This is a genomic window from Streptodolium elevatio (assembly GCF_040649515.1).
GTDB lineage: Bacteria > Actinomycetota > Actinomycetes > Streptomycetales > Streptomycetaceae > Yinghuangia > Yinghuangia elevatio.
In genome coordinates, this window is sequence record NZ_JBEZFP010000146.1 from 1 (window position 1) to 22684 (window position 22684).

The 22684-nt window shown below is 69.1% G+C and carries 21 protein-coding genes and 4 pseudogenes; 9 read left to right on the top strand and 16 right to left on the bottom strand.

All coding sequences use genetic code 11. The features are described from left to right. Window positions 1-14 precede the first annotated feature (14 nt). Window positions 15-473, top strand: coding sequence for a hypothetical protein (locus AB0C36_RS36145; protein ID WP_358362724.1), 459 nt, complete (start codon window positions 15-17; stop codon window positions 471-473). Here the strand turns inward: AB0C36_RS36145 and AB0C36_RS36150 are convergent. The 5 genes from AB0C36_RS36150 to AB0C36_RS36170 form a co-directional block, all read right to left on the bottom strand. Further along, window positions 424-1233, bottom strand: a complete 810-nt coding sequence (locus AB0C36_RS36150) for a WD40 repeat domain-containing protein (protein ID WP_358362697.1) — start codon at window positions 1231-1233, stop codon at window positions 424-426. The genes AB0C36_RS36145 and AB0C36_RS36150 overlap by 50 nt on opposite strands. A gap of 224 nt (window positions 1234-1457) precedes the next feature. Further along, window positions 1458-2144 carry a response regulator gene (locus tag AB0C36_RS36155; RefSeq protein WP_358362699.1) on the bottom strand — a complete coding sequence of 229 codons (687 nt, stop codon included), beginning with the start codon at window positions 2142-2144 and terminating at the stop codon, window positions 1458-1460. Between the two features lie 2 nt (window positions 2145-2146). After that, window positions 2147-3301: a sensor histidine kinase gene (locus tag AB0C36_RS36160; RefSeq protein WP_358362700.1), complete on the bottom strand. Its 1155-nt coding sequence runs from the start codon at window positions 3299-3301 to the stop codon at window positions 2147-2149. Window positions 3302-3328: 27 nt separating this feature from the next. Continuing rightward, on the bottom strand, window positions 3329-4096 hold the full coding sequence (locus tag AB0C36_RS36165; RefSeq protein WP_358362701.1) for a hypothetical protein: 768 nt from the start codon (window positions 4094-4096) through the stop codon (window positions 3329-3331). Window positions 4097-4304: 208 nt separating this feature from the next. Continuing rightward, on the bottom strand, window positions 4305-4553 hold the full coding sequence (locus AB0C36_RS36170; RefSeq protein ID WP_358362702.1) for a Tn3 family transposase: 249 nt from the start codon (window positions 4551-4553) through the stop codon (window positions 4305-4307). Between the two features lie 761 nt (window positions 4554-5314). Here AB0C36_RS36170 and AB0C36_RS36175 point away from each other — a divergent pair. Beyond that, window positions 5315-5584, top strand: coding sequence for a helix-turn-helix domain-containing protein (locus tag AB0C36_RS36175; protein ID WP_358362704.1), 270 nt, complete (start codon window positions 5315-5317; stop codon window positions 5582-5584). 1350 nt (window positions 5585-6934) lie between these two features. On the opposite strand, the pseudogene AB0C36_RS36180 reads toward AB0C36_RS36175, so the two are convergent. The 3 genes and pseudogenes from AB0C36_RS36180 to AB0C36_RS36190 form a co-directional block, all read right to left on the bottom strand. Then, window positions 6935-7131: pseudogene (locus AB0C36_RS36180) on the bottom strand (hypothetical protein); the annotation flags it as partial. Between the two features lie 26 nt (window positions 7132-7157). Continuing rightward, complete coding sequence (locus AB0C36_RS36185; RefSeq protein WP_358362705.1) at window positions 7158-8096, bottom strand: HAAS signaling domain-containing protein; 939 nt, start codon at window positions 8094-8096, stop codon at window positions 7158-7160. An 11-nt stretch (window positions 8097-8107) separates the two neighbouring features. Beyond that, window positions 8108-8446, bottom strand: coding sequence for a PadR family transcriptional regulator (locus AB0C36_RS36190; RefSeq protein ID WP_358362707.1), 339 nt, complete (start codon window positions 8444-8446; stop codon window positions 8108-8110). A gap of 627 nt (window positions 8447-9073) precedes the next feature. On the opposite strand from AB0C36_RS36190, the gene AB0C36_RS36195 reads away from it, so the two are divergent. After that, on the top strand, window positions 9074-10441 hold the full coding sequence (locus AB0C36_RS36195) for a hypothetical protein (protein WP_358362708.1): 1368 nt from the start codon (window positions 9074-9076) through the stop codon (window positions 10439-10441). 439 nt (window positions 10442-10880) lie between these two features. Here AB0C36_RS36195 and AB0C36_RS36200 read toward each other — a convergent pair whose 3' ends face one another. Genes AB0C36_RS36200 through AB0C36_RS36220 form a run of 5 tightly spaced genes read right to left on the bottom strand, consistent with a single transcriptional unit; the run spans window position 10881 to window position 15876 of the window. Beyond that, entirely contained in the window at window positions 10881-12275 is a 1395-nt protein-coding gene (locus tag AB0C36_RS36200) for a serine hydrolase domain-containing protein (RefSeq protein ID WP_358362710.1), read from the bottom strand. After that, window positions 12232-13422: an ABC transporter permease gene (locus AB0C36_RS36205; protein ID WP_358362726.1), complete on the bottom strand. Its 1191-nt coding sequence runs from the start codon at window positions 13420-13422 to the stop codon at window positions 12232-12234. The genes AB0C36_RS36200 and AB0C36_RS36205 overlap by 44 nt, the downstream gene beginning before the upstream one ends. 59 nt (window positions 13423-13481) lie before the next feature. Then, a complete protein-coding gene (locus AB0C36_RS36210) occupies window positions 13482-14162 on the bottom strand; it encodes an ABC transporter ATP-binding protein (RefSeq protein ID WP_358362711.1) in 681 nt (226 codons plus the stop codon). Next, the gene (locus tag AB0C36_RS36215) at window positions 14159-15304 is read right to left on the bottom strand and encodes a peptidoglycan-binding protein (protein ID WP_358362712.1); all 1146 of its coding nucleotides are present in this window, start codon (window positions 15302-15304) and stop codon (window positions 14159-14161) included. Before AB0C36_RS36215 ends, AB0C36_RS36210 begins: the two co-directional genes overlap by 4 nt. After that, a complete protein-coding gene (locus AB0C36_RS36220; protein WP_358362714.1) occupies window positions 15301-15876 on the bottom strand; it encodes a hypothetical protein in 576 nt (191 codons plus the stop codon). Before AB0C36_RS36220 ends, AB0C36_RS36215 begins: the two co-directional genes overlap by 4 nt. 282 nt (window positions 15877-16158) lie before the next feature. Here AB0C36_RS36220 and AB0C36_RS36225 point away from each other — a divergent pair, with 282 nt between their 5' ends. The 3 genes and pseudogenes from AB0C36_RS36225 to AB0C36_RS36235 form a co-directional block, all read left to right on the top strand. Further along, the gene (locus AB0C36_RS36225) at window positions 16159-16815 is read left to right on the top strand and encodes a response regulator transcription factor (protein WP_358362716.1); all 657 of its coding nucleotides are present in this window, start codon (window positions 16159-16161) and stop codon (window positions 16813-16815) included. Then, entirely contained in the window at window positions 16812-18101 is a 1290-nt protein-coding gene (locus AB0C36_RS36230; RefSeq protein WP_358362717.1) for a sensor histidine kinase, read from the top strand. Before AB0C36_RS36225 ends, AB0C36_RS36230 begins: the two co-directional genes overlap by 4 nt. A 92-nt stretch (window positions 18102-18193) precedes the next feature. Beyond that, window positions 18194-18392: pseudogene (locus tag AB0C36_RS36235) on the top strand (ATP-binding protein); the annotation flags it as partial. Between the two features lie 120 nt (window positions 18393-18512). On the opposite strand, the pseudogene AB0C36_RS36240 reads toward AB0C36_RS36235, so the two are convergent. Further along, window positions 18513-18880, bottom strand: a pseudogene (locus AB0C36_RS36240) (MmyB family transcriptional regulator); the annotation flags it as partial. Between the two features lie 4 nt (window positions 18881-18884). On the opposite strand from AB0C36_RS36240, the gene AB0C36_RS36245 reads away from it, so the two are divergent. Both AB0C36_RS36245 and AB0C36_RS36250 read left to right on the top strand, forming a co-directional pair. Further along, the gene (locus AB0C36_RS36245; RefSeq protein WP_358362719.1) at window positions 18885-19037 is read left to right on the top strand and encodes a hypothetical protein; all 153 of its coding nucleotides are present in this window, start codon (window positions 18885-18887) and stop codon (window positions 19035-19037) included. A gap of 300 nt (window positions 19038-19337) precedes the next feature. Further along, window positions 19338-19916 (top strand): annotated as a pseudogene (locus AB0C36_RS36250) (transposase family protein); the annotation flags it as partial. 234 nt (window positions 19917-20150) lie between these two features. Here AB0C36_RS36250 and AB0C36_RS36255 read toward each other — a convergent pair. Further along, a complete protein-coding gene (locus tag AB0C36_RS36255) occupies window positions 20151-21416 on the bottom strand; it encodes a hypothetical protein (RefSeq protein ID WP_358362721.1) in 1266 nt (421 codons plus the stop codon). A gap of 341 nt (window positions 21417-21757) precedes the next feature. Beyond that, window positions 21758-22534 (bottom strand): MBL fold metallo-hydrolase, encoded by a 777-nt coding sequence (locus AB0C36_RS36260; protein ID WP_358362722.1) that lies wholly within the window; start codon window positions 22532-22534, stop codon window positions 21758-21760. On the opposite strand from AB0C36_RS36260, the gene AB0C36_RS36265 reads away from it, so the two are divergent. After that, on the top strand, window positions 22463-22684 hold a 222-nt coding region (locus AB0C36_RS36265; RefSeq protein ID WP_358362723.1), incomplete at its 3' end, for a MerR family DNA-binding transcriptional regulator. The genes AB0C36_RS36260 and AB0C36_RS36265 overlap by 72 nt on opposite strands.

The window sequence follows — 22684 nt, forward strand, 5'->3', positions numbered from 1 at the left end:
TCCGGGCCCGGCACCTGGAACAGCAGACCGAACAGGCATGGTGCCTCACCCTCGTCACCAACGCGGTCGTCACGTGGACCACCGAGTACTACGGGTCGGCCGTGGACTCGATGAGCCGCTCGGGCGGCGCGTCGACGACGAGGTCTTGGCCCACATCTCCCGGCCCACAGCGAGAACATCAACTTCTTCGGCGCCATCGAGGTCGACATCGAAGGCGAACTCGCCCGACTCGGCCCCACCGGATACCGGCCGCTACGCATCGCCGACGCCCTGTTCTGACCGCGGTTGCGCGCCGTCGGCGCGGGCGCCGGCCCGCCACGACCAACGTGGCTATTGGAGCAGATGCCCGCCCCCGCCGAACTGCTCAGTGCCCCGGGCCCGGGGCACCGGCTGCTCCCAGGTCGCCTGTCGGCATGCCTTTGTTCATCTACTGGGCAGACCCCACACGCGCATCACGCCGTCCTGGCCGTTGATCGGTGCGTACCGCGGCTCGATCGCATCGTCCTCGTGTTCGCAATCCTCGGCCATGTCGGGCACTTCCCAGACCCACAGTTGCCCGGGGTCGGCTGCCGCGACCACAACGGGTCGATCGTCCACGCGACACAACGAGACGGCCCACGCCGACTCGGTTGTCTTGAACACCGGCTCCCAGCCCGGCTGGGCAAGATCCCAGACCAGCGCGCTCGATCCTTCGGCTCCGGCGACCAGTGAGCGGCCGTTGATCTCCGCGGTGGCGAGACTCCAGACGTGCACGCACTCCGAAAGCAGCGTCCAGGAGTCGAAGGGCTCCTCCCACAGCAGGAGAACATCGGAGTTCTGTCCTGCGGACACGAACCGGGCCGGCCCTGGACCCCGCACGGCGGCGACGGCCCCGAGATAGTCGCCCTCGTCAAAGATTGCGCCGCGAAGCAGCTCGCCGCTTTCCAAATCCCAGAAGGCGACGGGCTGTTCGTCGTGACCGGCAGCCAGTACCACGCACTCGCCGGCAACGGTCACTGCCATTTGGTCGATCCGGTTCTTGGCATCGGGGTAGTTGCGGATGATGTCTTCGTCGTATCCGAACGGCAGCGGCCGTTGCCGCCAGACATCCCGCGCCGGATCCCAGGTCCACACGCCGTCACGCGCATCCACGCAGACGACCAGGGGATCGTCGTTCATCGTCACGACTGCGAGATCCTTGATCTGCGTCGAGGAAGGTATCTCGCTGGCCAGCAGGAGCGGCTTGTCAGGCATGCAGCGGAATTCAGCCGACGCGCGGCCCCCTTGAGGCTCGGTCCCGGTGTGGATGAGCCCAACCAGGCGAGTAACTTGTCCGGGTTGCCGGATGGCGCGCATGCGCTCCGGCAATGTCATTAGACGATCGAATAACGACAGGCGCTCCGGGACCTCCGGCGTCCGCGCTCCGCCTCGGCACCGCCGACGACGCCCAGTGCCGCCGAACAATCACGCCATCACAGTCACACCCCTCGCCGACGGTCGCCTACGAGCCCGGTCTCGTAGGCGACGATCACAAGCTGGGCGCGGTCGCGTGCATGCAGTTTGGCGAGGAGGCGGCCGATGTGGGTTTTGACCGTAGCCAGGCTCAGGTGGAGGTGTTGGGTGATCTCTGTGTTGGACAGGCCGCGGGCGATCAGGCCGAGTACCTCCAGCTCACGGTTGGTGATCGCGTCCAGCGATCGGCTCGGCGGTCGGGTCGGCTCTGGGCGGCGGGCGAACTCCCCGATCAGGCGGCGGGTCACAGAGGGAGCGAGTAGTGCCTCACCTGCGGCGACCACGCCGATGGCGGTGAGGACCTCGGTCGGCGGGGTGTCCTTCAGCAGAAAGCCCGCAGCGCCGGCGCGCAGGGCGGCGTAGACGTACTCGTCCAGGTCGAAGGTGGTGAGGATGAGGACGCGAACGCCGGACAGGGCCGGGTCCGAGCAGATCTGCCGGGTCGCCTCAATGCCGTCCACGTTCGGCATGCGTACGTCCATCAGCACGACGTCCGGTCGTTCGCGGCGGGCGAGTTCGACGGCCTCTATGCCGTCTGCGGCCTCACCGGCGGCGGTCATGCCGGGCGTGTGGTCGACAAGGATGCGGAAGCTGCCGCGCACCATTGCCTGGTCATCGGCGATCAGCACCCGGACCTGTGGCTCGTCAATCATGCCTATTGCTTCCCTTCGGCCGGCAGCCGGACAGACACCGCGAAGCCGCCCTCCTGCCGGGGCCCCGCCTCGAAGCTGCCGCCGTACATCATCGCCCTCTCCCGCATCCCCAGGAGACCGTGTCCACCTGGCAGTGGACGGTTGGCCGGTGGGCATCCGGGCGGTGGTCCCTCATCCTCGATATCGATGCGGATCTCGCACGTGTCCGCCTCGACCGTGACCCGGCAGCGGGTGGGAGCAGCGTGCCGGACAGCGTTGGTGAGGGCCTCTTGGACAATCCGGTAGATGGTCAGCTGTGTCCCCTCGGCCAGGCTCTGCGTGCCGCGCACCGTCAAGTCGACGTCCACCCCTGCCCGGTTCGTCTCCGCAGCGAGCGAGCCGAGGCGGTCGAGGTCCGGCACAGGCCCCAGGGGCGCACCTTCGGTGCGCAGTACGCCGAGCGTGCGCCGCATCTCGGCCAGAGCGGAACGGCTTGTCTCCTCGATGACCTTGAGCGCGGCCCGGGCCTCCTGCGGGTCGGCCTCCGCCACATGCCCGGCAATACCCGCCTTGACGGCGATCAGGCTGAGGTTGTGCGAGACAATGTCGTGCAGCTCCCGGGCGATCCGCAGGCGCTCCTCGTCCAGCGCGTGCTCCGCCCGGCGCTGCTCTTCCCGCCCGGCCTCGACCCGCCGACCACGCACGGCGAATCCCGCGCCCCAGGCCCCGCCGATCACCACAAGCACCAGTGCGGCCACGCCTACGGCACCCTGCCCGTCCTCAGCGGGAGTGACCACCGCCTGGCAGAGGTAGACAGTGCCACACGCCACCGGCAGCGTCACTGCGAGCGCGGGCACGGACCGGCGGACGGGCTCGGCCAGCCCGACGAGGTATGCCGCCAGACCGGCGGCGATGTACGGCTCGCGAGGGATGTCGAGAAGCGACGCCGCGGCCAGAGCAGCGAGCACGATCCCCAGGGCCGGGAGCGGCCAACGGCGGCGTACGGCGATCGGCAGGCCGACCGCGGCGGCGATCAGAAAGCCCAGCCAGGTAGGACCTGTGTAGGCGGGCTGCGCGTCGTCGGCGGTCAACCGGGCGAAGCCGACGTAGATGGCTGTCAGAGCCAGGGCCGCGCCGAGGTCGAGGGCGTAGAGATGACGCTGCCCCTTGAGCTTCATGGCCCGACCGTACCTGTACAGGTGCACTCAGCCGGCCTGTCCTAGCAGCACCATCAGCCCGAGCACCACCAGGGTCAGCGGCACCCAGCACAGCACCGCCTTGCCGCTGAGACGGGGCCCTTCACGCAGCAGCGCCAGGCCCAACGGCACCAGCCCGACACACAGTCCGGCCAAGGCCACCAGGGACAGGGGCGTGGTCCCTTTGAGTACTCCGAGAGGCAGTGCCGCCATGAGGCCGAGTGCGGTGGCCCGGACCGGGCCGAGCACCTGGGTGCGCCAGGCCCCGAGGGCCAGGACGAGCCACCCCGCGAGGATGGCGAGGTTCAGCGCGGCGAAGACGTGGAAGGCGCCGTAGCCGTCGGAGACGGCCTCGGTGGCAGCATCGACTCCTTGGGAGCGCACCAGTTGAAAGGCCAGGTGGTCCACTCCTGCATGGAAAGCGCGGGCGAACAGCCCGAACATCACCAGGCCCCCGCCCCACACGGCCCAGCTGGCGCTCCGGACCCCGATCCGTGCGGCCACCACCGCCACAGCGGGCCAGAGCAGCAGGCTGCCTGCGGCAAAGAGGCCGTACGCGGTGGCCATCAGGGTGGGGTGCTGCTCGTACGCGGCGAGCTGATCGGGGTAGAAGAAGTGAAAGCGGACCCGCAGCAACGCGCCGGCCAGCATCAGGAGTGGTCCGAGCACCATGGCGGTGCCGCCCACCCAGCGTCCGGGGAAGCCTGTGCCCTCCAGCCGCTCCACAGGAAGGGCGCCCCGCAGTCGGGCGCCGATCGTTGCGGCCGGGGTAGCCATGGATGTCGTCGTGTTTTTCATACTGTTGACGATGCCTTCGCCGCCCCTGCTGGGCGTCGGACCAAGATCTGAACTTGCAGCGTCAGACCTGGGTATGACCCGTCAAAGGCCGGAACTGCGCAACCCGCCAGGCTCGCACCCTGATCACCGCTGTTTGCGGCTGGTAACACCGGCCAGCGCCCCGAGTTGCCGCCCGACTTCACCTGAATCAGGCCGCTGTGCCGAAGCCCTCGGCCCGCAGGTCCTGATCGCGGAGCTGGGCCAAGTCGACGTCGAGTTTCGGGTCGTACGCCTCGGGCTGGATGCCGAGTTCGTGGGTGGAGTACTCGCCGGACCGTTTGACGTGCTCGGTCAGGTACGGCGAGATGTGGGCCAGGTCCTCCGGGTCGATCTCCCAGCCCTCCTCAAGGAGCTGGCGGACGATCTCCGCGATGTCGAGGGCGTCGTGAAAGATCACCGTGTTCGTGAGCAGGGCGTTGAACTTCAGAGGTTGAGCCGGTCGAGGAAGTCGGCGGCCAGCTCGCGTATGGCGTTGGTGATCACGCCGCGCGCCGCACCGGGGGCGAGCTGTTCCACGTTGCCCGGATCTCCCGGGTCGCCGGCTCCCGTGCAATGCCCAGCAACGAAACCAGCACCAGCAGACCCGTGGCGGGCCTGCAGTGTGGCCGTGCTGCGACGACCCATCGCAGGCCCAGCGCCCGAAGGACTATGGCAGCCTTGCGCGCTTGATCGACAACACGCGTCACTCTGTAGGACTTCACTGAGCTGAAGTGGGTCACCAGCGGCAGCCAGTGTGACCGACGTGGAGCTGGTTGCCGTCTACGTCGTCGGAGATGACGGTCGTGATACCCCTCCGATCCGCCAGTTTTCCCCATCACTTGCGTATACCTCTGCGCCCTGGCCTGTTAAGGCTCTGAGGTGCGGAGCTCCCGGCCGTTGGTGCTGGGTGTTTTGCTGCTTCCGGCGAGTGTCGCTCGGGCCTGCTATTTGAAGCACTTTTTTTGTGGGGGCATCGCCTGTCCCTGAGGGACATTCCCGGCCCTCGAGCCGAGACCGGCGTCGTGCGCCGTACGCGTCCGACGAGGACGCTGCGAGCCAAGGAGCGACGAGATCCCTCAAGCTTCCGGCGTCTGTGTCGTTTCCGGGTCGGGATTCCTCCGTAGAGGGTGACGGTTTCGTTCGGCCCTGACGGGCCGCCTCACCCTCGCGGAGGCCGCTGTGCGCGACAGCACCGACTGTGAACTCCCCTCCCCCGCTGCTGCCTCCTCCGACATTGAGCCCGGTTTGGTGTTGCTGCTCACGCCGGCGCAGGCTGCTGCGCGGTTGCAGGTGCGGGAGTCGTGGTTGCGGGCGAAGGTGTCCGCGCGGGTGGTCCCGTGCACCTTTGTGGGGCGGCATCTGCGGTTCTCCGAGCAGGACTTGGCCGACATCATCGCCGCCGGCCGCACCGAGCCACGCCGCGGCAGGCACAACCGCCGAGCCCCGTAAGCCGGGTGCGGCCGCTCCGCCGGCCGCTGCAACGCCGTTGCCGGGCCCCGGACTTGCCAGTGTTGACCGAGTGGAGCGTCCGGCAGCGCACGCCCGGGCAAGCTGTCGGCGGACACCACGAAGACGGGCAAGACGAAGGGGAAGAAGAAGGACAAGGCCACCCGGAAGAAGGACCACCTGCCCGAGACCGCCGCCGGCCGTCCGCGTGGCCTGGCGTCAAGGGGTCATCTCCGTTCGACGGGGTACGACGCGGCTTGACGCGGTAGTGGGAAAGTCCAAAGCCTGACGAGGCCGCCCGGGCCTTCGGCCTGCGATGGACGGCAACGTGCTGACACCGCCTTGCGGGGTCGGTGTCCGGGCGTCGTCCAGCGTGGCCCCGTTGAGGCGGAGAAAGCGCACGGTGCGCGGGAACTCCACCCCGACGTCAGGGCACCGGCGCCCAGTCGGTGGGGGAGCGTTTACACCGTAATGGGTCGTCAGGCGCCGCTCGCGCCGCGGACCCTTTACGGCGTAAAGACCCGGGAGTCACCCGCCGGCGGGGGCGGCCCGCTGGCCGAAATTCGGGACGTCGTCCGGCGCCAGGTCCTCGCGCAGCCGAAGCAAGCGGATGGGGTGGCGCCAGGCCCCCCGCTCGAACGCGGCGTCGACAGCGACCTCCGCAACGACGTCCGGAGCTACCGGGACCATCGGATGCCGTTCCCGGCTCCCCCACGCCGCCGCGAACGAACGGCCGTGCCACGTGTGGTCCGGCACAGCGGCCCGCACACGGCCGACCAAGGCGGCACGTGCTCGCGAGCCCGGGACGGTGCTGCGTCCGACGAACCGCATCCAGTCCCGTATTCATTGCTCGGCTTCGGCGGTCGGTGGTCGCCGGGCACAGCACCCACGGCAGGCCCAGCGTGTGCGCGGCGAAGAACGCCTCCAGACGAGCGCGGCGCCGCGCGTAGGGCAGGGCCGTGAGGTCTTGGTCGTCCTCCGCCAGAATCTCGAACGCCACGAAGTCCGCCGTACACGCCCGCGCTTCCCGCGCCGCGGACGCCGCGGTGCGGTTCATCCGCCGCTGCAACAGATCGAACGCCAGACGCCGTCGTGCCAGACCACCACCCCGCCGTCCAACACGACACCGCGCGGCAAGTCCCGTTCCGCAGCCGCGGCAATGTCCTCGAACGCCGCCACCAGGCGTGTCCCCCGCCGGGAACGCAGATCCACCGCACCGCCCGCCGCCCGCCGCCCGCCGCCGGCCGCCCGCCGCCCGCCGCCCGCGACAACAACACCCGAAAGCCGTCCCCCTTCGGCTCGAACGAACCGGCAACCGGCAGCACCTCCACCGGCGCGGCCAATATCGGCTCCTCAGGCACCCGCATCGTCATCACCGCCAGGTACCACCCATCTCCCGCAACCACGCCGCCCGGTGAGGTCTTTACGCCGCAAAAGCTGGCGGTAGGAGTCGGTGCCGGTCTCGATGATGTTGCCGCCGAAGGTCAACTGGTCCACGACCGCCGAACACAGCCGGGATCGGCGAAACACCGGATCCAGCCCGCGAACGCTCCCGACCGAGTTTGCCTTTGCGGCGTCAGCCCCGCAGTTCGCGGAGGCGCTTGACTACTTCGCCCGCGCCTGCAGCCAGGACAGCCAGGACCGTCACGGTGTAGAAGGAGTCCGGGGTCTGCCAGCCGCCGTTGAAGTCGGCCAGAAAGACCGGGTTGAAGAACTCCTCGTCGTACAGGATCCACGCCAGCGGCAGGCTGAAGGCGGCCTGGGCGGCGATGCCCCAGACCGCGAGAGATCGCGTGGCCCCGCGTACCGCACGGACCGCGTCGATTGTCACCAGCGCGGCAAGTCCGGCCAGGATCGGCCAGATCCAGCCCGACCATAGGCCGGGCTCCAGGGCGTCTACGTGGGTGCCGTCCTCGATGCGGTACGGCTGCGCGGTGTGCTGCCACACGATGAGCGCGGCCAGAAGCGCGTGCCACGTCATCGACGCGTACGCCGGTGTGCCCGGTTCCGTCGGCGTGTGGCGGTCCGGCAGGTCGTCGGGCGTCCATGTGGCGCCGGCAACGGCGGTCCGCTTTCCGGACCGCTCGACGACGGCGAACACCACCGTGAGCCAGGCGACCAACTGCGCGCCCACGGTGAGCACCGTCCCGACGGCCCCGCCGATCACGTCCGGGGTCCCCCGGCCGTCGACGACATCGAGCACCGCACTCACCGCCACGACCACCGGCAGTACGGCGGACAGCAGGAGGGTGAGGATCCGTATGTACGTCGGGTAGAGCGCGGGGCCGACCAGCGCCAGCGGGCGGTCGGTGTACCGGGAGGCGAGCCGGATCGGGTCGCCCAACTCGACGAGCACCTCGCGCTCGGCGGATTCCGGGTCGTCCGCGCCGCGCGCCTCGACCGTGTCGGCGATCGTGGCACGCAACTCGTCAGCCACGTCTCCGCGTTGGTCGGCCGAGATGTGTCGAACGACCTCCGCCACATAGCGATCGGTCAGCTCACCAGCGCCGGTCATCTGCAACATCCTCAACAGCCTCCCTCGGTCAGTCGCGCAATCGACGCACCGAGCTCCTGCCATTCGCGCAGCAGCCCGGTGCGGACCTGCGCGCCCTCAGGACTGACCCGGTAGAACTTGCGCGGTCTGGACTCGTCGGTGTTCCACTCACTGATGAGCAACCCTTGCTTCTCCAGGCGGCGCAGCAGCGGGTACAAGGTGTTGCCGTCGACAGCCACCCCGGTGTCGCCCAGTGTCTCCAGAAGCGCGTACCCGTACTGCGGCTCCTCCAGGAGCGCCAGGCACGCCAGAACGACTGTGCCGCGGCGCAGTTCCTGGACGTGACTGACGATCAGCTCACCAGTGTCCATGCATCACACGATAGTGTGTGCCACACACTATTGTCACGCGCCCGCACCCAAGCGGCGCTCCCCGGCTCAATCCTTCCGGCACCTCTGACGGACTCGCCCTGCCTGTGGTCTCCCCCGGGAGGCCCCAGCCCTGCCGGTCGGTAGATGTCTACGGCAAGGGCCCACTCTCATAAGTGAGTTCGCCAGAAGGCAGACACGAAGGTCAATAATCCCGTGCGTGGCGGCGGGCAGGCATGAGCCAGACCGGCGATCTCCCGATGACCTAACGACGAGGCAGGACGACGAACCCGACCCCCGGCAGCACCTCGACGCAGATGCCGGGGCGCCGTTTCTTCGGGACGTGGGCACCCGACCACCCGCCGCTCATTCCCCGCGTACGCCCCGACACGGACCAGCCCACCCGCCCCGGGGCCCAGAGCCTCGTGGGCCTCCTGCTCCTCCGACAGCGCCCCCATCCGCCACCCGTCCTGACCGCACCCATCCGATTTGCGCGGGTCCAATGGCGGACACGCAGCGACGTGTGAACAGAAAGCACAGATACGACAAGATTGCTTGCCTTGCAGCGTGTGTGAATGGTCGGTGTGTGAGGCGGGTGCGTCATTCTGAAACGTGGGGTCTGGCACACCTATGTCAGGTGAGTTTTCGGAAACGTTTTGGCCGGAGGGCCTGGGCCGCATCTGGCAGACCGCCCGCCGCCTCGCCGGGCGTGCCGATGCTCGCGCGGCAGCCTCGGCGCGTTCGGACCGGCCCTGGGCGTGGAGCATCGACCGCTCTCAGCAGGTCCTCCGCCATCTGCTCTGGCGTGCGGGTGTGCCGGTGGACCCCTTCCCGGTCCGCAATCCGTGGCTCGCCGCGGCGTCCGGGATCGCCGAAATCAACGCGGCTGCCGCCCGGGCGCTCCAAGCCTCACAAGCGGGGCTCGACGGCCAGTACCCCCACGTAGCGGAGGTGACGTTCGGAGACAACGTCGATCCTGACCGGGCGCGTCATTTCCTGGACGGGGTGCTGTTGGCGGCCGAGCACTTCCCCGACGCCCCGGTGTCGCTGGTGGACGACAGACCACTGAGCAACCAGCCCCTGGCCGGTGTCGACCACGGCCAAGTGTCCGCCGAGACAGGGTCGACTCTCTCCATGTCCCCGTCCGCCGACAACAAGCCTGGTCGCTTTGTACACGCGCGGTCGGAAATCCTCGTGGACTCCGACTCCTACCTGTCCGCGGACCCTGACACACAACGGATCAACGACGCCGCCCTACGCGCGACCGAGCGCGATGGGCTGCTCCTGGGGTTGGGCGCAATCCTGCCGACGCCCGCAGGCGTGCACGAGTACATCCATTCGGTCGACAAAGCGATGGCACACCCCGAATGGCGCGAGGCCGACGTGGTCCCGGGCCATCCGCTGTCGCTGCGCGACGAGGCGTTGGCCGAGGTCGGCCGACGCGTGGGTAAACCCACGGACCAGGTATCCCGGGATGATGTCGTAAGCGTCTGGGGAGAGTACGCCGCCACCGACCTCAGCGAGTTCGTACCCGTCCTGGTCGCCGACAAGATCGTCAACGGGCCCTATGCGGACCACTTCAGCCACCGTGTGTACGACCGCCTGCAAGTCGCAGTGAGCGCCTTCAAACCCGGCCCCGGTGCGAAACTACAAAAATGGCGCGGGCGGCCGCGCACCGGCAACTCCCACGGCATCTCCGAACTATTCGACGAATATCCCGTGTTGCCGCCGGGCGCACCGACCGCATCGTCCGGCCAGCAGGAAGACGCCCGCATCAGCCGGACGGCCGAGATCCACGGCGCGATGGCGGTCGCCTGCGCCGGTCTCACCCCGGCAGCCAACACCGCCGCGGCCCCGAAAAGCCCCGTCCTCCGTAGCCCATCCACGGTTACGACCAACCGCCCCGAGATCCTGCGCAGTATCACCCCGCCACAGATCGACAAGGCCCACGAGCTCAAAGAAGCATCGGGCCTCGGTACGTCCCTGGACCTCAACTGAAGTCCGAGGTTCGGACGTGGGAATGACCCCACGGTGGTTCGCAGTAGGTGGTGTTGCGCGACTCCGGGCGATCGGCCATCACGTCACAACGCCTTCGGGCCCGTCACGGTCAGTTGGGTGTCGGGGTGGCAGGTGCGCGTGGTCCCGCAGCCGCCGTGCCGCCCCGGCAGGACGGGCGCGGGACCGGAAAGGCCGCCTCCTCCTCACGGAGAAAGCGGCCTCTGACCTGCGTTAATGCTGGTCGGGACGAGAGGATTCGAATCTGGGACCCCTTGAACCTCCAGCCGCGACGCTACCCCGCCCTGACCTGCAAGGCCGCCTCAACGGGCACGCGCACGAGGCCGGTTCGCCCAACGTCGAGGCGATTCGGTTCGGTACGCATCAGCTGCACACTCCTCCTATCCCCCAACCGACCGTGTCTGCCGGGGGGACGTCGGAATCATGAGCCGCAGATCGGTGCTCTCTCCTTGTCGATGATCGCGGTGAGGTCGATCTGGTCGTAGTTGCTGAGGATGACTCCGCACCAGTGCGCATCGCGGTAGATGGTCCAGTTGGTCGATTCGCCCGCCGCGCCGCCGCCGTGGGTGAGGAGCCGGTGGTTGTTGACGATCGGGGCCGTCGCACCGTAGGCCATGAAGCTCCGGACGCCGGGAACCGCGGCACCGCGTGGGCGCATGGGCAGTTTGGCGGTCATGAAGAGTTCGGTGTAGGCGGAATCGAGCAGTCTGCCGTCTTGAAGGGCGTGCGCGAACTTGACCAGGTCCGAGGTGGTGGAGAAGGCGTTGCCGCCGCCGGTGCCGATGAACATGCGCGCCGCGCCTTCTCCGGCGCGGACGGCATCGATCCTTTGCCCGGACGGGTTGAGCGCGTAGGGGTGCGCGATGCGCTGGTCGGTCAGCCACTGCTGCCTGGTGTAGAAGTCGGTCCGGGCCATGCCGGCGATGCCGAAGATGTGTTCGCGGACGTAGTCGTAGAACGACTGTCCGGAGACTGCAGCCACGATCGCGCCGAGTGTGTCGTAGCCGCTGTTGCTGTACCGGCTGCCGGTGCCGGGCGCGAACTCCAGCGGCTGCTTCTGAATGATCCTCACCAGCTCGGTGGTGACCTCGTCGGCGCTCGCCCAGGTGCCGACCTTCTCCAGGAATTCCTGATTGTTGAGGAGGTCGCCCATGCCGGAGGTGTGGGTAAGCAGGTGATGGATGGTCACGGTGTCGGCGATCGCGGCCGGGAAGCCGGGGAGGTAGGTGCCGAGCGTCCCGTAGCAGTCGAGCTTGCCTTGTTGCGCGAGCTGAAGGATGGCCAAGGCAGTGAACGGCTTGGAGGCGGAGGCGAGCGCGAAGATGGTGTCGGTCCGGTTCGGTACGGACAGTTCCTTGTCGGCCATCCCATAGGCCCTGGAAAGCACTGTTCGTCCGCGGTGGCTGAGCAGCACGGTTCCGGAAAACTTGTCCTGCGCGGCCAGTTGCGCGACGAATCGGTCGTACGCGCCGCCGGGACGCAAGTCCTCGGGTATCGGTCCCGTCGTGGTTTGTCCGGCGGTGTCGGTGTAGGCGTTGGCGGTGGATGCGAGAACGCCGGTGGATGCGAGAACGCCGGCTGGTGTGGCAACGCCCAGGAACCGGAGCAGGTTTCGCCGTGACGCCACAGGTTGGTGTCGAGTCATGGTGCTGATGCAACACTGCGCGCTGTTTCCGAGCTGTTTCCTTGCGTACCGGGCGCCGGTGACCGCAAAGAGCCCGACCGGATGTCCGGTCGGGCTCTCCACAACGGTGTTGGCTGCGGCAGCGGCGTCAGGGAGCCGCGAGCGCCTCGGTCGGCGCCAGCCGTGATGCACGGACGGCAGGGTAGAGTCCCGCAACGCAACCGATGACCAGCGTTGCTCCTGCCCCTCCGAGGACCGCCCAAGCCGGCACCGACGTCGGCCAGCCCTGGGAGAGGGCGTAGCCCCCGGTCACCCCAGCTCCGAGGACCGCGCCGCCGACTCCGCCGAGGGCCGACAGCAGCAATGACTCTGCGACGAACTGCGTGCGGATCTGGCCGCGTGTCGCGCCGAGTGAGCGCCGCAGACCGATTTCGGCGCGGCGTTCGAGCACCGAGATCACCATTGTGTTCGCCACACCGATGCCGCCGACGAGCAGCGCTACCGCGCCCAGGCCCAACAGCAGCCCGGTGAACGCTTTTCCTGCCGCCTCCTTCGCGGCCAGCGCGTCGGACGGGCGTGACACTTCGACCTCGTTCGGTGCCTCGGGGTTGGCCGTGGCGCCCAGCACCTCCCGGACCTGCTCGACGTGTGCCTCGCCGGTCCGGGTGTAGACGGTGGTCGCGTGTCCGTCGAAGTCGAGCACGGTCTCTGCGGCGGGCCAGCCGATGAACGCGCCCGCGTCGAGTTCCGGCGCCAGCGGGATCGGCTCCAATACGCCGATCACGGTGAACGGCCTTTCGCCGATGAGCACTTGTGGCCCGGCTTCGACCGAGCCGATGCCCAGGCGTTCGGCAGCGCTCGCGCCCAGCACGACCGCCGGATAGCCGGCGGTGGCGCTGTTGAGCCAGGTCCCGTCGCGCAACGCGGCGCCGAGCGCCTCACACAGGTTGCCGCGCGCCGCGTACGCCGCGATGCCCTGCGTCTGGGTCTTGGGGATCCTGTCGCTGCGGTAGACCTTCGCGTCGTCGATGAGGCCCACCGCCGACACGGTGTCGACCGGTTCGAGACGCCCCACCATCGCCTCCGATTCGAGCGGCAGTTGCGCGTCCGCTCCGGTGACGGTGCTGCCCGGATTGACGGTGAGCAGGTTCGTCCCCATCTCGGCGAGCCGCCGGTCGAGTTCGGCGCGCGAGGACGACGAGATGCCGACCACCGCGACCATCGCGGCGATGCCGATGGCGATACCGAGCGCGGACAGGAACGCCCGGAGCGGCCGTGTCCGCAGGCCGACCCCGCCGACCTTGACTATGTCGCGCGGCGTGAGCCGGGCCGGGCGCAGCGCGGTCCGGTGCGCGGGGGAACCGGACCCGGTCGGGTCGGTCCTGTGGCCGGGCCCGGTCACGGGGCCGCCGCTTCGAGCAGGGAATCCGCCGTGACACGCCCGTCGCGCATGCTGACCTGCCGGGGCAGTGACGCGGCGATCTCACGGTCGTGTGTGATGATCACGACCGTCGTGCCGGACGCGTGGAGTTCCCGCAGCAGGGTCATGACCCCCGCACCGGACGCCGTGTCGAGGGCGCCGGTGGGTTCGTCGGCGAGCAGCAGGGGCGGATCACCCGCGACCGCGCGGGCGATCGCGACGCGTTGCCGCTCGCCGCCGGACATCGCGTGTGGACGGTGATGCATCCGGTGGCCCAGGCCCACCCGGCGCAGCGCCGCTTCCGCACGCTTCCGACGATCGTGGTGGCGCAGGCCGGTGTAGAGCAGGCCGTCGGCGACGTTGTCCAGCGCCGCGGTTCCCGGGGCCAGGTGGAACTGCTGGAAGACGAAGCCGATGCGTCGAGCCCGCAGCGCCGACAGTTTGGCGTCGGAGAGTCCCGCGACGTCGTACCCGTCGACGTGAACGACGCCGGCGCTGGGCCGGTCCAGCGTGCCGAGCATGTTGAGCATGGTCGACTTGCCGGACCCGGACGGGCCGACGATGGCCACGAGTTCCCCGTACGCGATGCCGAGTGTGATGCCGGACAGCGCGGTCACGCCGCCCGCGTACTGCTTGGAGACGTCGCTCAGAGTGATCATTTCGGCATCCCCACGACGGTTCCCTCGGCGAGGCCCTCACCGCTGACCTCGACCCGGCCCGAGGCGAACAGGCCCATGGAAACCGGGACATGCCGGGTCGTGGCGCCGGTGACGACCTCGACGCCGAACCCACCGGCCGGCAGAGCCAGCAGCGCCGCAACCGGGACCGTGAGGACGTTTTCCCGCGTCCCCGCGGTGAACGTCACGTCGACAGCGGCCAACGCGTACGGTGTGGCGGCCTGCTGGGCCTGCGGATCGTCGAGCGCGACGACGACCTCGACTTTGGTGGCCGGTTGTTCGTTCGGCCCGGTGGCCGGCTCGATGACCGTCGCGACGTCGTGGACCCGGCCGCGTACCGTCGTGTCGTCGGGGAGCGTCACCGTCACCTCGGCGTCCTTGGCGGCGAGGCGCTGGTCGGTGGTGTCGAGTGCGGCCGTGACCGCCTTGGCGCGGCCGGTGTACGTGAGCACTTCGCCTCCGGCCGTCGCGGCGGCGCCCACGGTTGCCTTGACACTGTCGACGCGGATTTCGCCGGGCGCGAACACCGCACGCCCCAGCTCGAGGACACCGGTCTCGGGGACTCCCAGATCCTCCTGCCAATCGGCCACGGCTTCGGCCGTAGCTTCGGTGTAGTCGTCGTCGACGGTGAAGCCGCGGTAGCCGAGAGACCACAGATTCTCCTCCAACTGCCGGACGTCCTCTCCTTCGACACCGGGGACGAGGCTGCGGTACGCGGGCAGTGCGCCGTACAGGAGCGGCACCGGCTCCGCGTCGACGGCGTAGACGGGCTGCCCGCGGGCGATGCGGTCGCCGGTCTTCGGGACGCCGGTGATCGTGCCGACGCGACGCCCCGTGACCGCCGTCGTCGGTCCGAATCCGAGCTCGCCGTCGACGGTCCGGGTGTCCTTGAGGGATTGCCGGGTGACCTCGGTTGTTCTCGGAGGCAACGGGCCGGCCTGAGCGGGCCGACCCGCGTCGTCCTCGCCGCGCAGGACGAACACGCCGGCGGCCACGGCGGCGAGGACGGTCGTCACCGCGGCGCCCGCGAGGACGGTCCGCCTGCCGCGCCGCGTGCCGGGCGGCTGATCGGACCGCAGGCCGTCGTCGGGCGGGGAGTTCGTGTCGGGCTCCGTGAGGCTCATCCCTGCCCCTGTCCGCCCTGGCCACCCGAGAAGATCGGCTGGCAGGTCGCCACGGCGCTTTGGAAGTCGGGGTCCTGCTGCACCTCGGCGCTCATCCGGACCCCACGTTGGTTGGGGTCGGGGTCGGGGAACTCCTCGACGCCGTTCTCGCGCATGCACGCGGCGAACTGCTGCCCTGACGCGTTGTCCTGCCCTCCCGAGCCGGCCCCGGACTGCGGCGGGCTGAACGGACGACAGTTCTCCTGGGCTTCGGCCACCATGGCCTTGTCGGTCTTGCTCCGGTCGATCTGCAACTGCACGTTCTGCCCGGGCGGCGGGTCCGCCACGTCGAGGCCGTTCTCGCGCAGGCACTCGGCGTACTTGACGTTGCGCTCGTCGTCACTCAACCCGGCGGCTGCGCCGGCCGGACTCTGGGCGGCCTGCTCCGACCCCTTGCCGTCGTCCGACGAACATGCGCCGACCAGCAGCGCCGCCGCCACCGGCAGGGCGGCGAGGAGTGCACGCGCCGCAGGCCTCGGTCGGGACCGCGGTGCTCCGGCTTCGGATGTCGGCCGTATTCGGGTGATGCGCATCCAGGGCTCCTTGTCGCGGGCCGGGGCTCGTCCCGGCCGGTTGGGAGGTCATGGAACGCGACAGGCCGTTTCCGTCTTGTTTCCGCTACCCGGCCGTGGTCGCCGGCAGGTGGACACGGCACCGCCGGTACGGGGCTCGCTCCGCCACTCGGGGGCCACCGGCTCCCGGGTCCGCAACCGCCTCGGGGATGGAAACCGCAGCGTCCTAACGCGGCGGAAACAACCGTGCGGCGACCATGAACCCGTCTGTCCCCGTCCCGCCCGAGAGAAAGCAGGCCGCCGATGCGAGTCCTGGTGGTCGAAGACGAGCCGCTGCTCGCCGACGCGATCGCGGAGTGGCTGCGCGACGACGCGCACGCCGTCGACGTCGCGCATGACGGAGAAACCGCCCTGGATCGGGCAGGGACCAACGACTACGACATCGTCGTCCTCGACCGTGACCTGCCGCGCGTGCACGGCGACGACGTGTGCCGGTCGCTCGTCGCGTCGGGATCCTCGGCGCGCGTGCTCATGCTGACCGCAGCCGCCGACGTCACCGAGCGCGTCACCGGACTGACCTTGGGCGCCGACGACTATTTGACGAAGCCCTTCGCGTTCCCCGAACTCGCGGCGCGCGTCCAGGCGCTGGGACGCCGTGCCCGCCCGGCGGCACCGCCCGTGCTGAGCCGGGCCGGCGTCACGCTCGATCCCGCACGCCGCGAGGTGTTCCGCGACGGCCGCTATGTGCCCTTGTCGAACAAAGAGTTCGCGGTCCTCAGCGAGCTGCTGCGCGCAGACGGGTCGGTGGTAGCCACCGAACAATTGCTGGAAAAGGCCTGGGACGAACACGCCGACCCGTTCACCGGCGCCGTGCGCCTCGCCGTCCTCAAACTGCGCCGCAAGCTCGGCGATCCGCCCGTTGTGCACACCGTCACCGGGGTGGGGTACCGCATCAAATGAAACTCACACTGCGCGCCAGGCTGACCGTCATGTACGGCGGGATGTTCCTGGTGGCCGGGATCGTCCTCCTCGGACTCACCTACGCCCTGTTCCACAAGCAGCTCGACCGCCCCCAGCTGGTCAAGGTCGCCACCGACACGCCGGCGGCGGCCCTGCGGGACGAGGCCCTCGTACAACGGCAGGTGTTCGCCGTCGGCGGCGACGGAGAGCTGTACGCGGGCGAGGCGGCACGGCAGGAGATGCAGGAGTACAAAGACCATCTGCGCGATGCCGCGACGACGTCGATGATCACCCAGGGCGGCGTCGCACTCGCCATCGTCGGGGGCCTCGCGGCGGGTTTCGGCTGGTTGATCGCCGGACGGGTGCTACGGCCCCTGCACCGGGTCACGGACACCGCGCGCCGCATCGCCGCGGCACCGGCCGCGAACCGGGGACTGCGCGAACGCATCGCCCTGAGCGGGCCCGACGACGAAGTCAAGGAACTGGCCGAGACATTCGACCGCATGGTGGAACGCCTCGACCGCTCCTTCGACGGGCAGCGCCGCTTCGTCGCCAACGCGTCGCACGAGCTGCGCACCCCGCTGACGCTCGGGCGCGCGCTGGTCGAGGTGGCGATGCACAAGCGCACGGCCTCGGATGACGTACGCCAACTGGGCGCACGTCTCCTGGAGATCAGCACGCGGCACGAACGCCTCATCAGCGGACTCCTGGCCCTCGCGGACGCGGAGAACGAGCTCACCGAACGCGCGCCCGTCGACCTCGCCGACATCGTCGGCCACGTCGTCACGCAATCCGCGTCGGCCGCCGCGCACGCGGGTGTCACGGTCGACGAACATCCCGGTGAATCGACAGTGGTCGGCGACGCCCTACTCCTCGAACGACTCGTGCACAACCTCGTCGAGAACAGCATCCGGCACAACATTGCGGACGGATGGGTCACGATCACCAGCCGGACCCTCTCGGACGGACGTGCTCAGATCGAGGTCGCCAACAGCGGCGATCACATCGAACCGGGCGACGTACCGGCCCTGTTCGAACCCTTCCGTCGCGCCGGCAGGCACCGCCCGGCCGACGCCGGCGGCGCCGGGCTCGGCCTGTCCATCGTCCAAGCCGTCACCCGCGCCCACGGCGGCGACGTCACCGCTCACCCCCGACCCGACGGAGGCCTGACCGTGACCGCCACATTTCCCGGAGTGACGTGGGGGCGACCCGCCTGCGAGCATCCCCGCACAACCACCTCTGCCCCCGACCGACCGGGAGCGTTCATCGGGCCCCCCACAAGGTGACCGAACCGTTCCTCCGGGGCACGGACGGCCTGGCCACCGAACTCCACGACCGGGCACCGTTTCACCTATTTCATCCGGGACCGGGATGTGACATGGAACTGGACCGCCCCGGGGCCGAGTTGCTGTTGCAGGTGTTGACGGAATGGGAGGAGAAGGCGAGTGTGGCGATTGCCTTCAACGAGGCTTTCGGAGGCTGGACGAAGACGTTCGCGGACCCCAATGTTGTGCGCGGCGATCGTCGACCGGCTGACGTTCGGTGGGAACATCATCGAGACCGGCACCGGCTCCTACCCTTAGGGCAAACCTGAGCCGCGCCGAGGAAGCCGGGTCCACCTGCCCCTTCCCACGGGAGAGCGCGGTGTCGCGCGGGGTGGTGCTCGCCTCGTGTGCGTATGTGCCACGTGCGGGACGTCATGGTCGTTTTCCGGGCTGGTCCTGTGTGTCGACTTCGGGGGGATGTGGTGCCGCCTGGGGTGCGTTCATGTCGAGGAGGAGCAGCGCGTCGTGGTCGGGGGTGCCGGGCTGGGCGACGTAGACGCTGAGGCGTTGGCCGGGGGTGCCTTCGAGTTCCATGGACTGGGCGGTGAGGTTGATGGTGCCGACGGTCGGGTGGTGGAAGGACTTGTCGACGGCTTGCGGCCGGTGACCTCGTAGCGTTCCCACAGTTTGGCGAAGTCCCGGCTTTTCATTAGTAGTTCGCCGACGAGGTGGGTGAGGTCGGGTGCGTCGGGCGCGACCCCGGCTAGGGCGCGGAGGCGGGCGACGCAGGCGCGGACCTGGGCCATGAGCGGCCTTGGCACCACCGAACGCGACTACACCGCCTCCTGCCCCGGCGCCACCCTCGCCGAACGACTCGCCGTACGCGGAGAGGAAGTCGCCGCTGCCGACACCGCCGTCGAAGCCTGGCTACGCCGCATCGGACTCGCCCCCGCCTGACGCCCCCCGCCGACGTGATCAACGGTTCTGGGCCGTAGCGCACGAAGGCACCCGCCGCATCAGAACTGCTGGACAAACGTTCTCGGTCCTTATGGGCAAAGCCACGGCGACGCCGCGCGACGCCTTTGTCAGGCGACCTTGACAACGACAGCCGCGACGAAGGGGAGGACTGGGTTGAACGGTGAAAGCACCGGCTGGCAGACCGCGGGGGCGTGGCCTGCTTGGTGTCCTCGTCGACGCCGTCTATTGCCACTAAAGGTTGTCTCGTAACTCGATCGGCGTAGTCGCGTTGGTATGGGCATGGGGGTTGTCTCAGCGGCAGACCGCGAACTGGTGCCTGTCTTCACGGGGTTGACGTATCGGCAGTTCCGCGCGTTGGTGCGGGTGGTGCAGGCCCGGGGCGGGCACGCGCTGGATCCGGCGAGGCCGGGCCGGCCTTGGGCACTGCCACTCGAGGACCGGGTCCTCATAGTCGCGTTCTACCTGCGGACGAACCTGACGATGCGGCAGCTCGGGCCGCTGTTCGGGGTCTCGCACGCGGCCGCGCATCGGATCGTCGACAAGCAGAGCCCGCTCCTCGCCCTGGACCCGCCACGGGCGAAGCCGCGCACGGACGAGGTGCTGATCGTCGACGGGACCCTGGTCCCGACCCGCGACTGCACGGTCGCGGCGCCCTCGAAGAACTACCGGTTCTCCGCCAACCTGCAGGTCCTCGTGCGCGCCGACACGCGCCTGGTCGTTGCGGTCGGCCGGCCGCTGCCGGGCAACCGCAACGACTGCCGCGCGTTCGCCGAGCCCGGCGTCGACACCGCTGCCGGGGAGGCGACGGTGACCGCGGACGGCGGCTACCAGGGCACCGGTTGCCAGATCCCGCACCGCACAACCTCGCCATGACCGGATAACGAACAAGGCCGCAGGTCAAACCCGTTCGCGAGTTGCGAGACAACCTTTAGTCCGGCGTGAACCATGTCAGGGCCGCAGCCGTTGGCTGCGAGGCTGCTGGTACCGGGCCCGTGGGCGTGGTGGAATGAGGCGCGCTGCAGCAGTGTCGGCCGTAAGGGCAAGCGTGTCGTCGAACCGACGCAGGAACCGTTGGACGGCCAGCGCGCGCAGCTACTCCATCATCGATGGGCCAACAGATAGCGGGTCGGATGACGGCTCAGCGAGAGGCCCGAGTATGGGCGATTGGGTTACCGGGTCGTCCTCCAGGGGGTATGGCATGCCGCTCTCGACGACGGGCGTCAGGCCTGCCGCCGCAATGGTCAGCAGTGCCGTGGTGGTCTCTGCGTCAGGGGCGCGCTTCGACGGCGCTGCCAGTTCGGGGGGAGGCGGTGAAGCGACGCTGTGCAGGACCGGCGGTCGCTGCGGATGGAGCCGTTGGCCTAGGGCCGCGTCGGTCCGTTGGAGCCATGTCTGGTAGGTGTGCAGGGGAACGAACGTCGTGACGGCGTGGTCGAACATGGCGCCGATGTCCTGCTCCGGCGGGAAGAGCGGGCTGCTCGAGGTCACCACCTGCCTCAGGGCTTCGGAGTAACCGACGAGGGTCTCGGGGATGTCCTTGCCGGGCGGCTCGGCGGTCCACCGGAAGAACGACGTCAGTGCGGTGGCCCGTTGCTTGTCGGACAGTTGTCCCCAGCGGGCGTCCAGGGCTGGCGCGGTGGGTCGGTCGGTGAGCCCGAGGGACCGTGCGAGACGGGTGGCCTGGTCGAGGGAGAGCGTGTCCGCGTGGATGCGGAATGGGCCCCCGACATCGGCAAGGGCTGTGACAGCGTCGGGGTAGCCCTGTTTGGCACGCCACTGCTCGATCGTCTGCGGCTCGTGCTTGCTCTGTGCCGTGTCGATGACCATGAGCGCGGGACCGCGCTCCGGCCCGGACACCCAGACTGCAGGTGCGTAGTGACTGGCGAACGGCTGTGTGCGGGTGGGTTCCGCGACCCACCAGCGCTTCTCCCCGTCGACTGTGCCGATGGACACGCCGGGGCGTCCATTCCAGATCTGGTGGTAGATGGAGATGTCATCCACACGGGCGACGCCGCGGGACTTCCAGTCGGGCTGCCGTTCCATATCGCCGTCGTAAGCGACGCGCTGGGACAGCGTGTGGGGGGCGAACGCGCTCCTCCTGTGCATCACCGCGCCGTGCGAGTAGTGCGTGTCCAACCCTCGGGCTGACAGGTCGGGTACGAAGTTCCCCACGACGCACAGAGCGTCCCGAGGAACTTTCTGCGCGAGCAGGTAGCTGATGATCCCCCGCGTCCGGACGGTGCACGCCACCACCAGGTCGTGCGCGAGGGGCAGCGAGGCGACGTCGGCGACGAGCCCCCGGGCCGAATCTGCATCGGGGAAGGGGTCGGATGAGGCTGAAGTGCGTTCGAGGTTCACCTACTTGGCTCGCCTTCCATCCGCGGGAGACAACGCTGCCGGCTCTCAGGGGGCTGCCGTGCACCGTGGTCCCGGCCGGGTGACGCCGAACTGTGGGCGGTTGTGATGCCCCGTTCGATGCGGGTGATGCCGTGCCCGGCAGACCAGGTGCGGGTCCAATGCATGTGGAGGCGAGCCAGGAGCAGCCGTCGACAGCCGAGTGCAGGTGGACGTCCCTGCGACGCTTGAGCTTCGTTGTCGAGTGCTCGGCGGCCTTGGCTTGGTCACTTCCCCGGCCGTGGGCGCGCCGGCGCCGCCGAGGCGATGCTGGGGGCAGGACGTTCCGCTGAGCCATTTGCCGGTCAGCCCTCGGCCAAGATGCGAGGGTCGTGCGCGTTGACGAGCCGAACCGTACTGTCGGCTGCTGTGAGTGCAGCCAGTTGCCGCTGGGTGTGGAGTCTTGCTGTTTCGTTGTGCTGAGTGGCCGCGGCGAATGCCTCAATCGCCGGTGGGGCTGTGCAGGTGAGTTGAGCGCAGTGGTGGATCGCATCGCCGACATGCACCAGCTCCCGGTCCAGGTCGAGGGCGCCGATCACGACGCCGGCGTGGCCGGGCGAATGCCCTGGCAGCGCGAGCAGCCGGATGGATGCGGGGAGGTCGTGGGGTATCCACGTCGGATGCCCCCGCCAGTCTGATCCGGGCTCAGGGGCCGGCGCCCACCGCACCCCGTGCGACCACTGGGCTGCGACGACGCGGTCCGTGCCCTCCTCAACCACAGTGCGGCACTCAGGAGTTGCGTGTACGTGCGCCCAGGGGAAGTCCGCGAGGCCGCCGACATGGTCTCGGTGGTGGTGGGTCAGGATCACGTCGGTCAGATCCCGCGGTTGCAGGCCCAGAGCCAGGACGTGGGCAAGCAGGGTCTCCGTGGGGTCGAGCGCGGGGTTGACCTGCGAGAGCCAGTCCTCCCCGAGCCGTTGCCCGGGAGACTCGATGTCCCTGTGCCCGATGCCGGTATCGACGGCGATCAGTCGATCGTCGGCCTCGATGAGAAGGCAGCGGCAGACGAAATGGGAGACGCCGAGAACGGCCTCGGCGCCGGGGAAGTTGAGGGTTCCGCAGTTGAGTTCGTGGATTCGCACCTGTCGGACGGTAGAACTTCGCGTCAACACGAAGTCAACGACAATGGTCACGTGTCCACGCAACTACTGCGCATCGGCGAAGCCGCTGAGCGCCTCGGAGTCTCGACCCACCTCCTCAGACACTGGGAGACCGCCGGGGTGATCACTCCG

What these genes read in the sequence shown, in the direction of transcription:
- AB0C36_RS36150 (WP_358362697.1), bottom strand. Translation starts at nt 1,233, where the DNA reads ATGCCTGACAAGCCGCTCCTGCTGGCCAGCGAGATACCTTCCTCGACG.
- AB0C36_RS36155 (WP_358362699.1), bottom strand. Translation starts at nt 2,144, where the DNA reads ATGATTGACGAGCCACAGGTCCGGGTGCTGATCGCCGATGACCAGGCA.
- AB0C36_RS36160 (WP_358362700.1), bottom strand. Translation starts at nt 3,301, where the DNA reads ATGAAGCTCAAGGGGCAGCGTCATCTCTACGCCCTCGACCTCGGCGCG.
- AB0C36_RS36165 (WP_358362701.1), bottom strand. Translation starts at nt 4,096, where the DNA reads ATGGCTACCCCGGCCGCAACGATCGGCGCCCGACTGCGGGGCGCCCTT.
- AB0C36_RS36185 (WP_358362705.1), bottom strand. Translation starts at nt 8,096, where the DNA reads ATGACCGGCGCTGGTGAGCTGACCGATCGCTATGTGGCGGAGGTCGTT.
- AB0C36_RS36190 (WP_358362707.1), bottom strand. Translation starts at nt 8,446, where the DNA reads ATGGACACTGGTGAGCTGATCGTCAGTCACGTCCAGGAACTGCGCCGC.
- AB0C36_RS36195 (WP_358362708.1), top strand. Translation starts at nt 9,074, where the DNA reads ATGTCAGGTGAGTTTTCGGAAACGTTTTGGCCGGAGGGCCTGGGCCGC.
- AB0C36_RS36210 (WP_358362711.1), bottom strand. Translation starts at nt 14,162, where the DNA reads ATGATCACTCTGAGCGACGTCTCCAAGCAGTACGCGGGCGGCGTGACC.
- AB0C36_RS36215 (WP_358362712.1), bottom strand. Translation starts at nt 15,304, where the DNA reads ATGAGCCTCACGGAGCCCGACACGAACTCCCCGCCCGACGACGGCCTG.
- AB0C36_RS36220 (WP_358362714.1), bottom strand. Translation starts at nt 15,876, where the DNA reads ATGCGCATCACCCGAATACGGCCGACATCCGAAGCCGGAGCACCGCGG.
- AB0C36_RS36225 (WP_358362716.1), top strand. Translation starts at nt 16,159, where the DNA reads ATGCGAGTCCTGGTGGTCGAAGACGAGCCGCTGCTCGCCGACGCGATC.
- AB0C36_RS36230 (WP_358362717.1), top strand. Translation starts at nt 16,812, where the DNA reads ATGAAACTCACACTGCGCGCCAGGCTGACCGTCATGTACGGCGGGATG.
- AB0C36_RS36245 (WP_358362719.1), top strand. Translation starts at nt 18,885, where the DNA reads ATGAGCGGCCTTGGCACCACCGAACGCGACTACACCGCCTCCTGCCCC.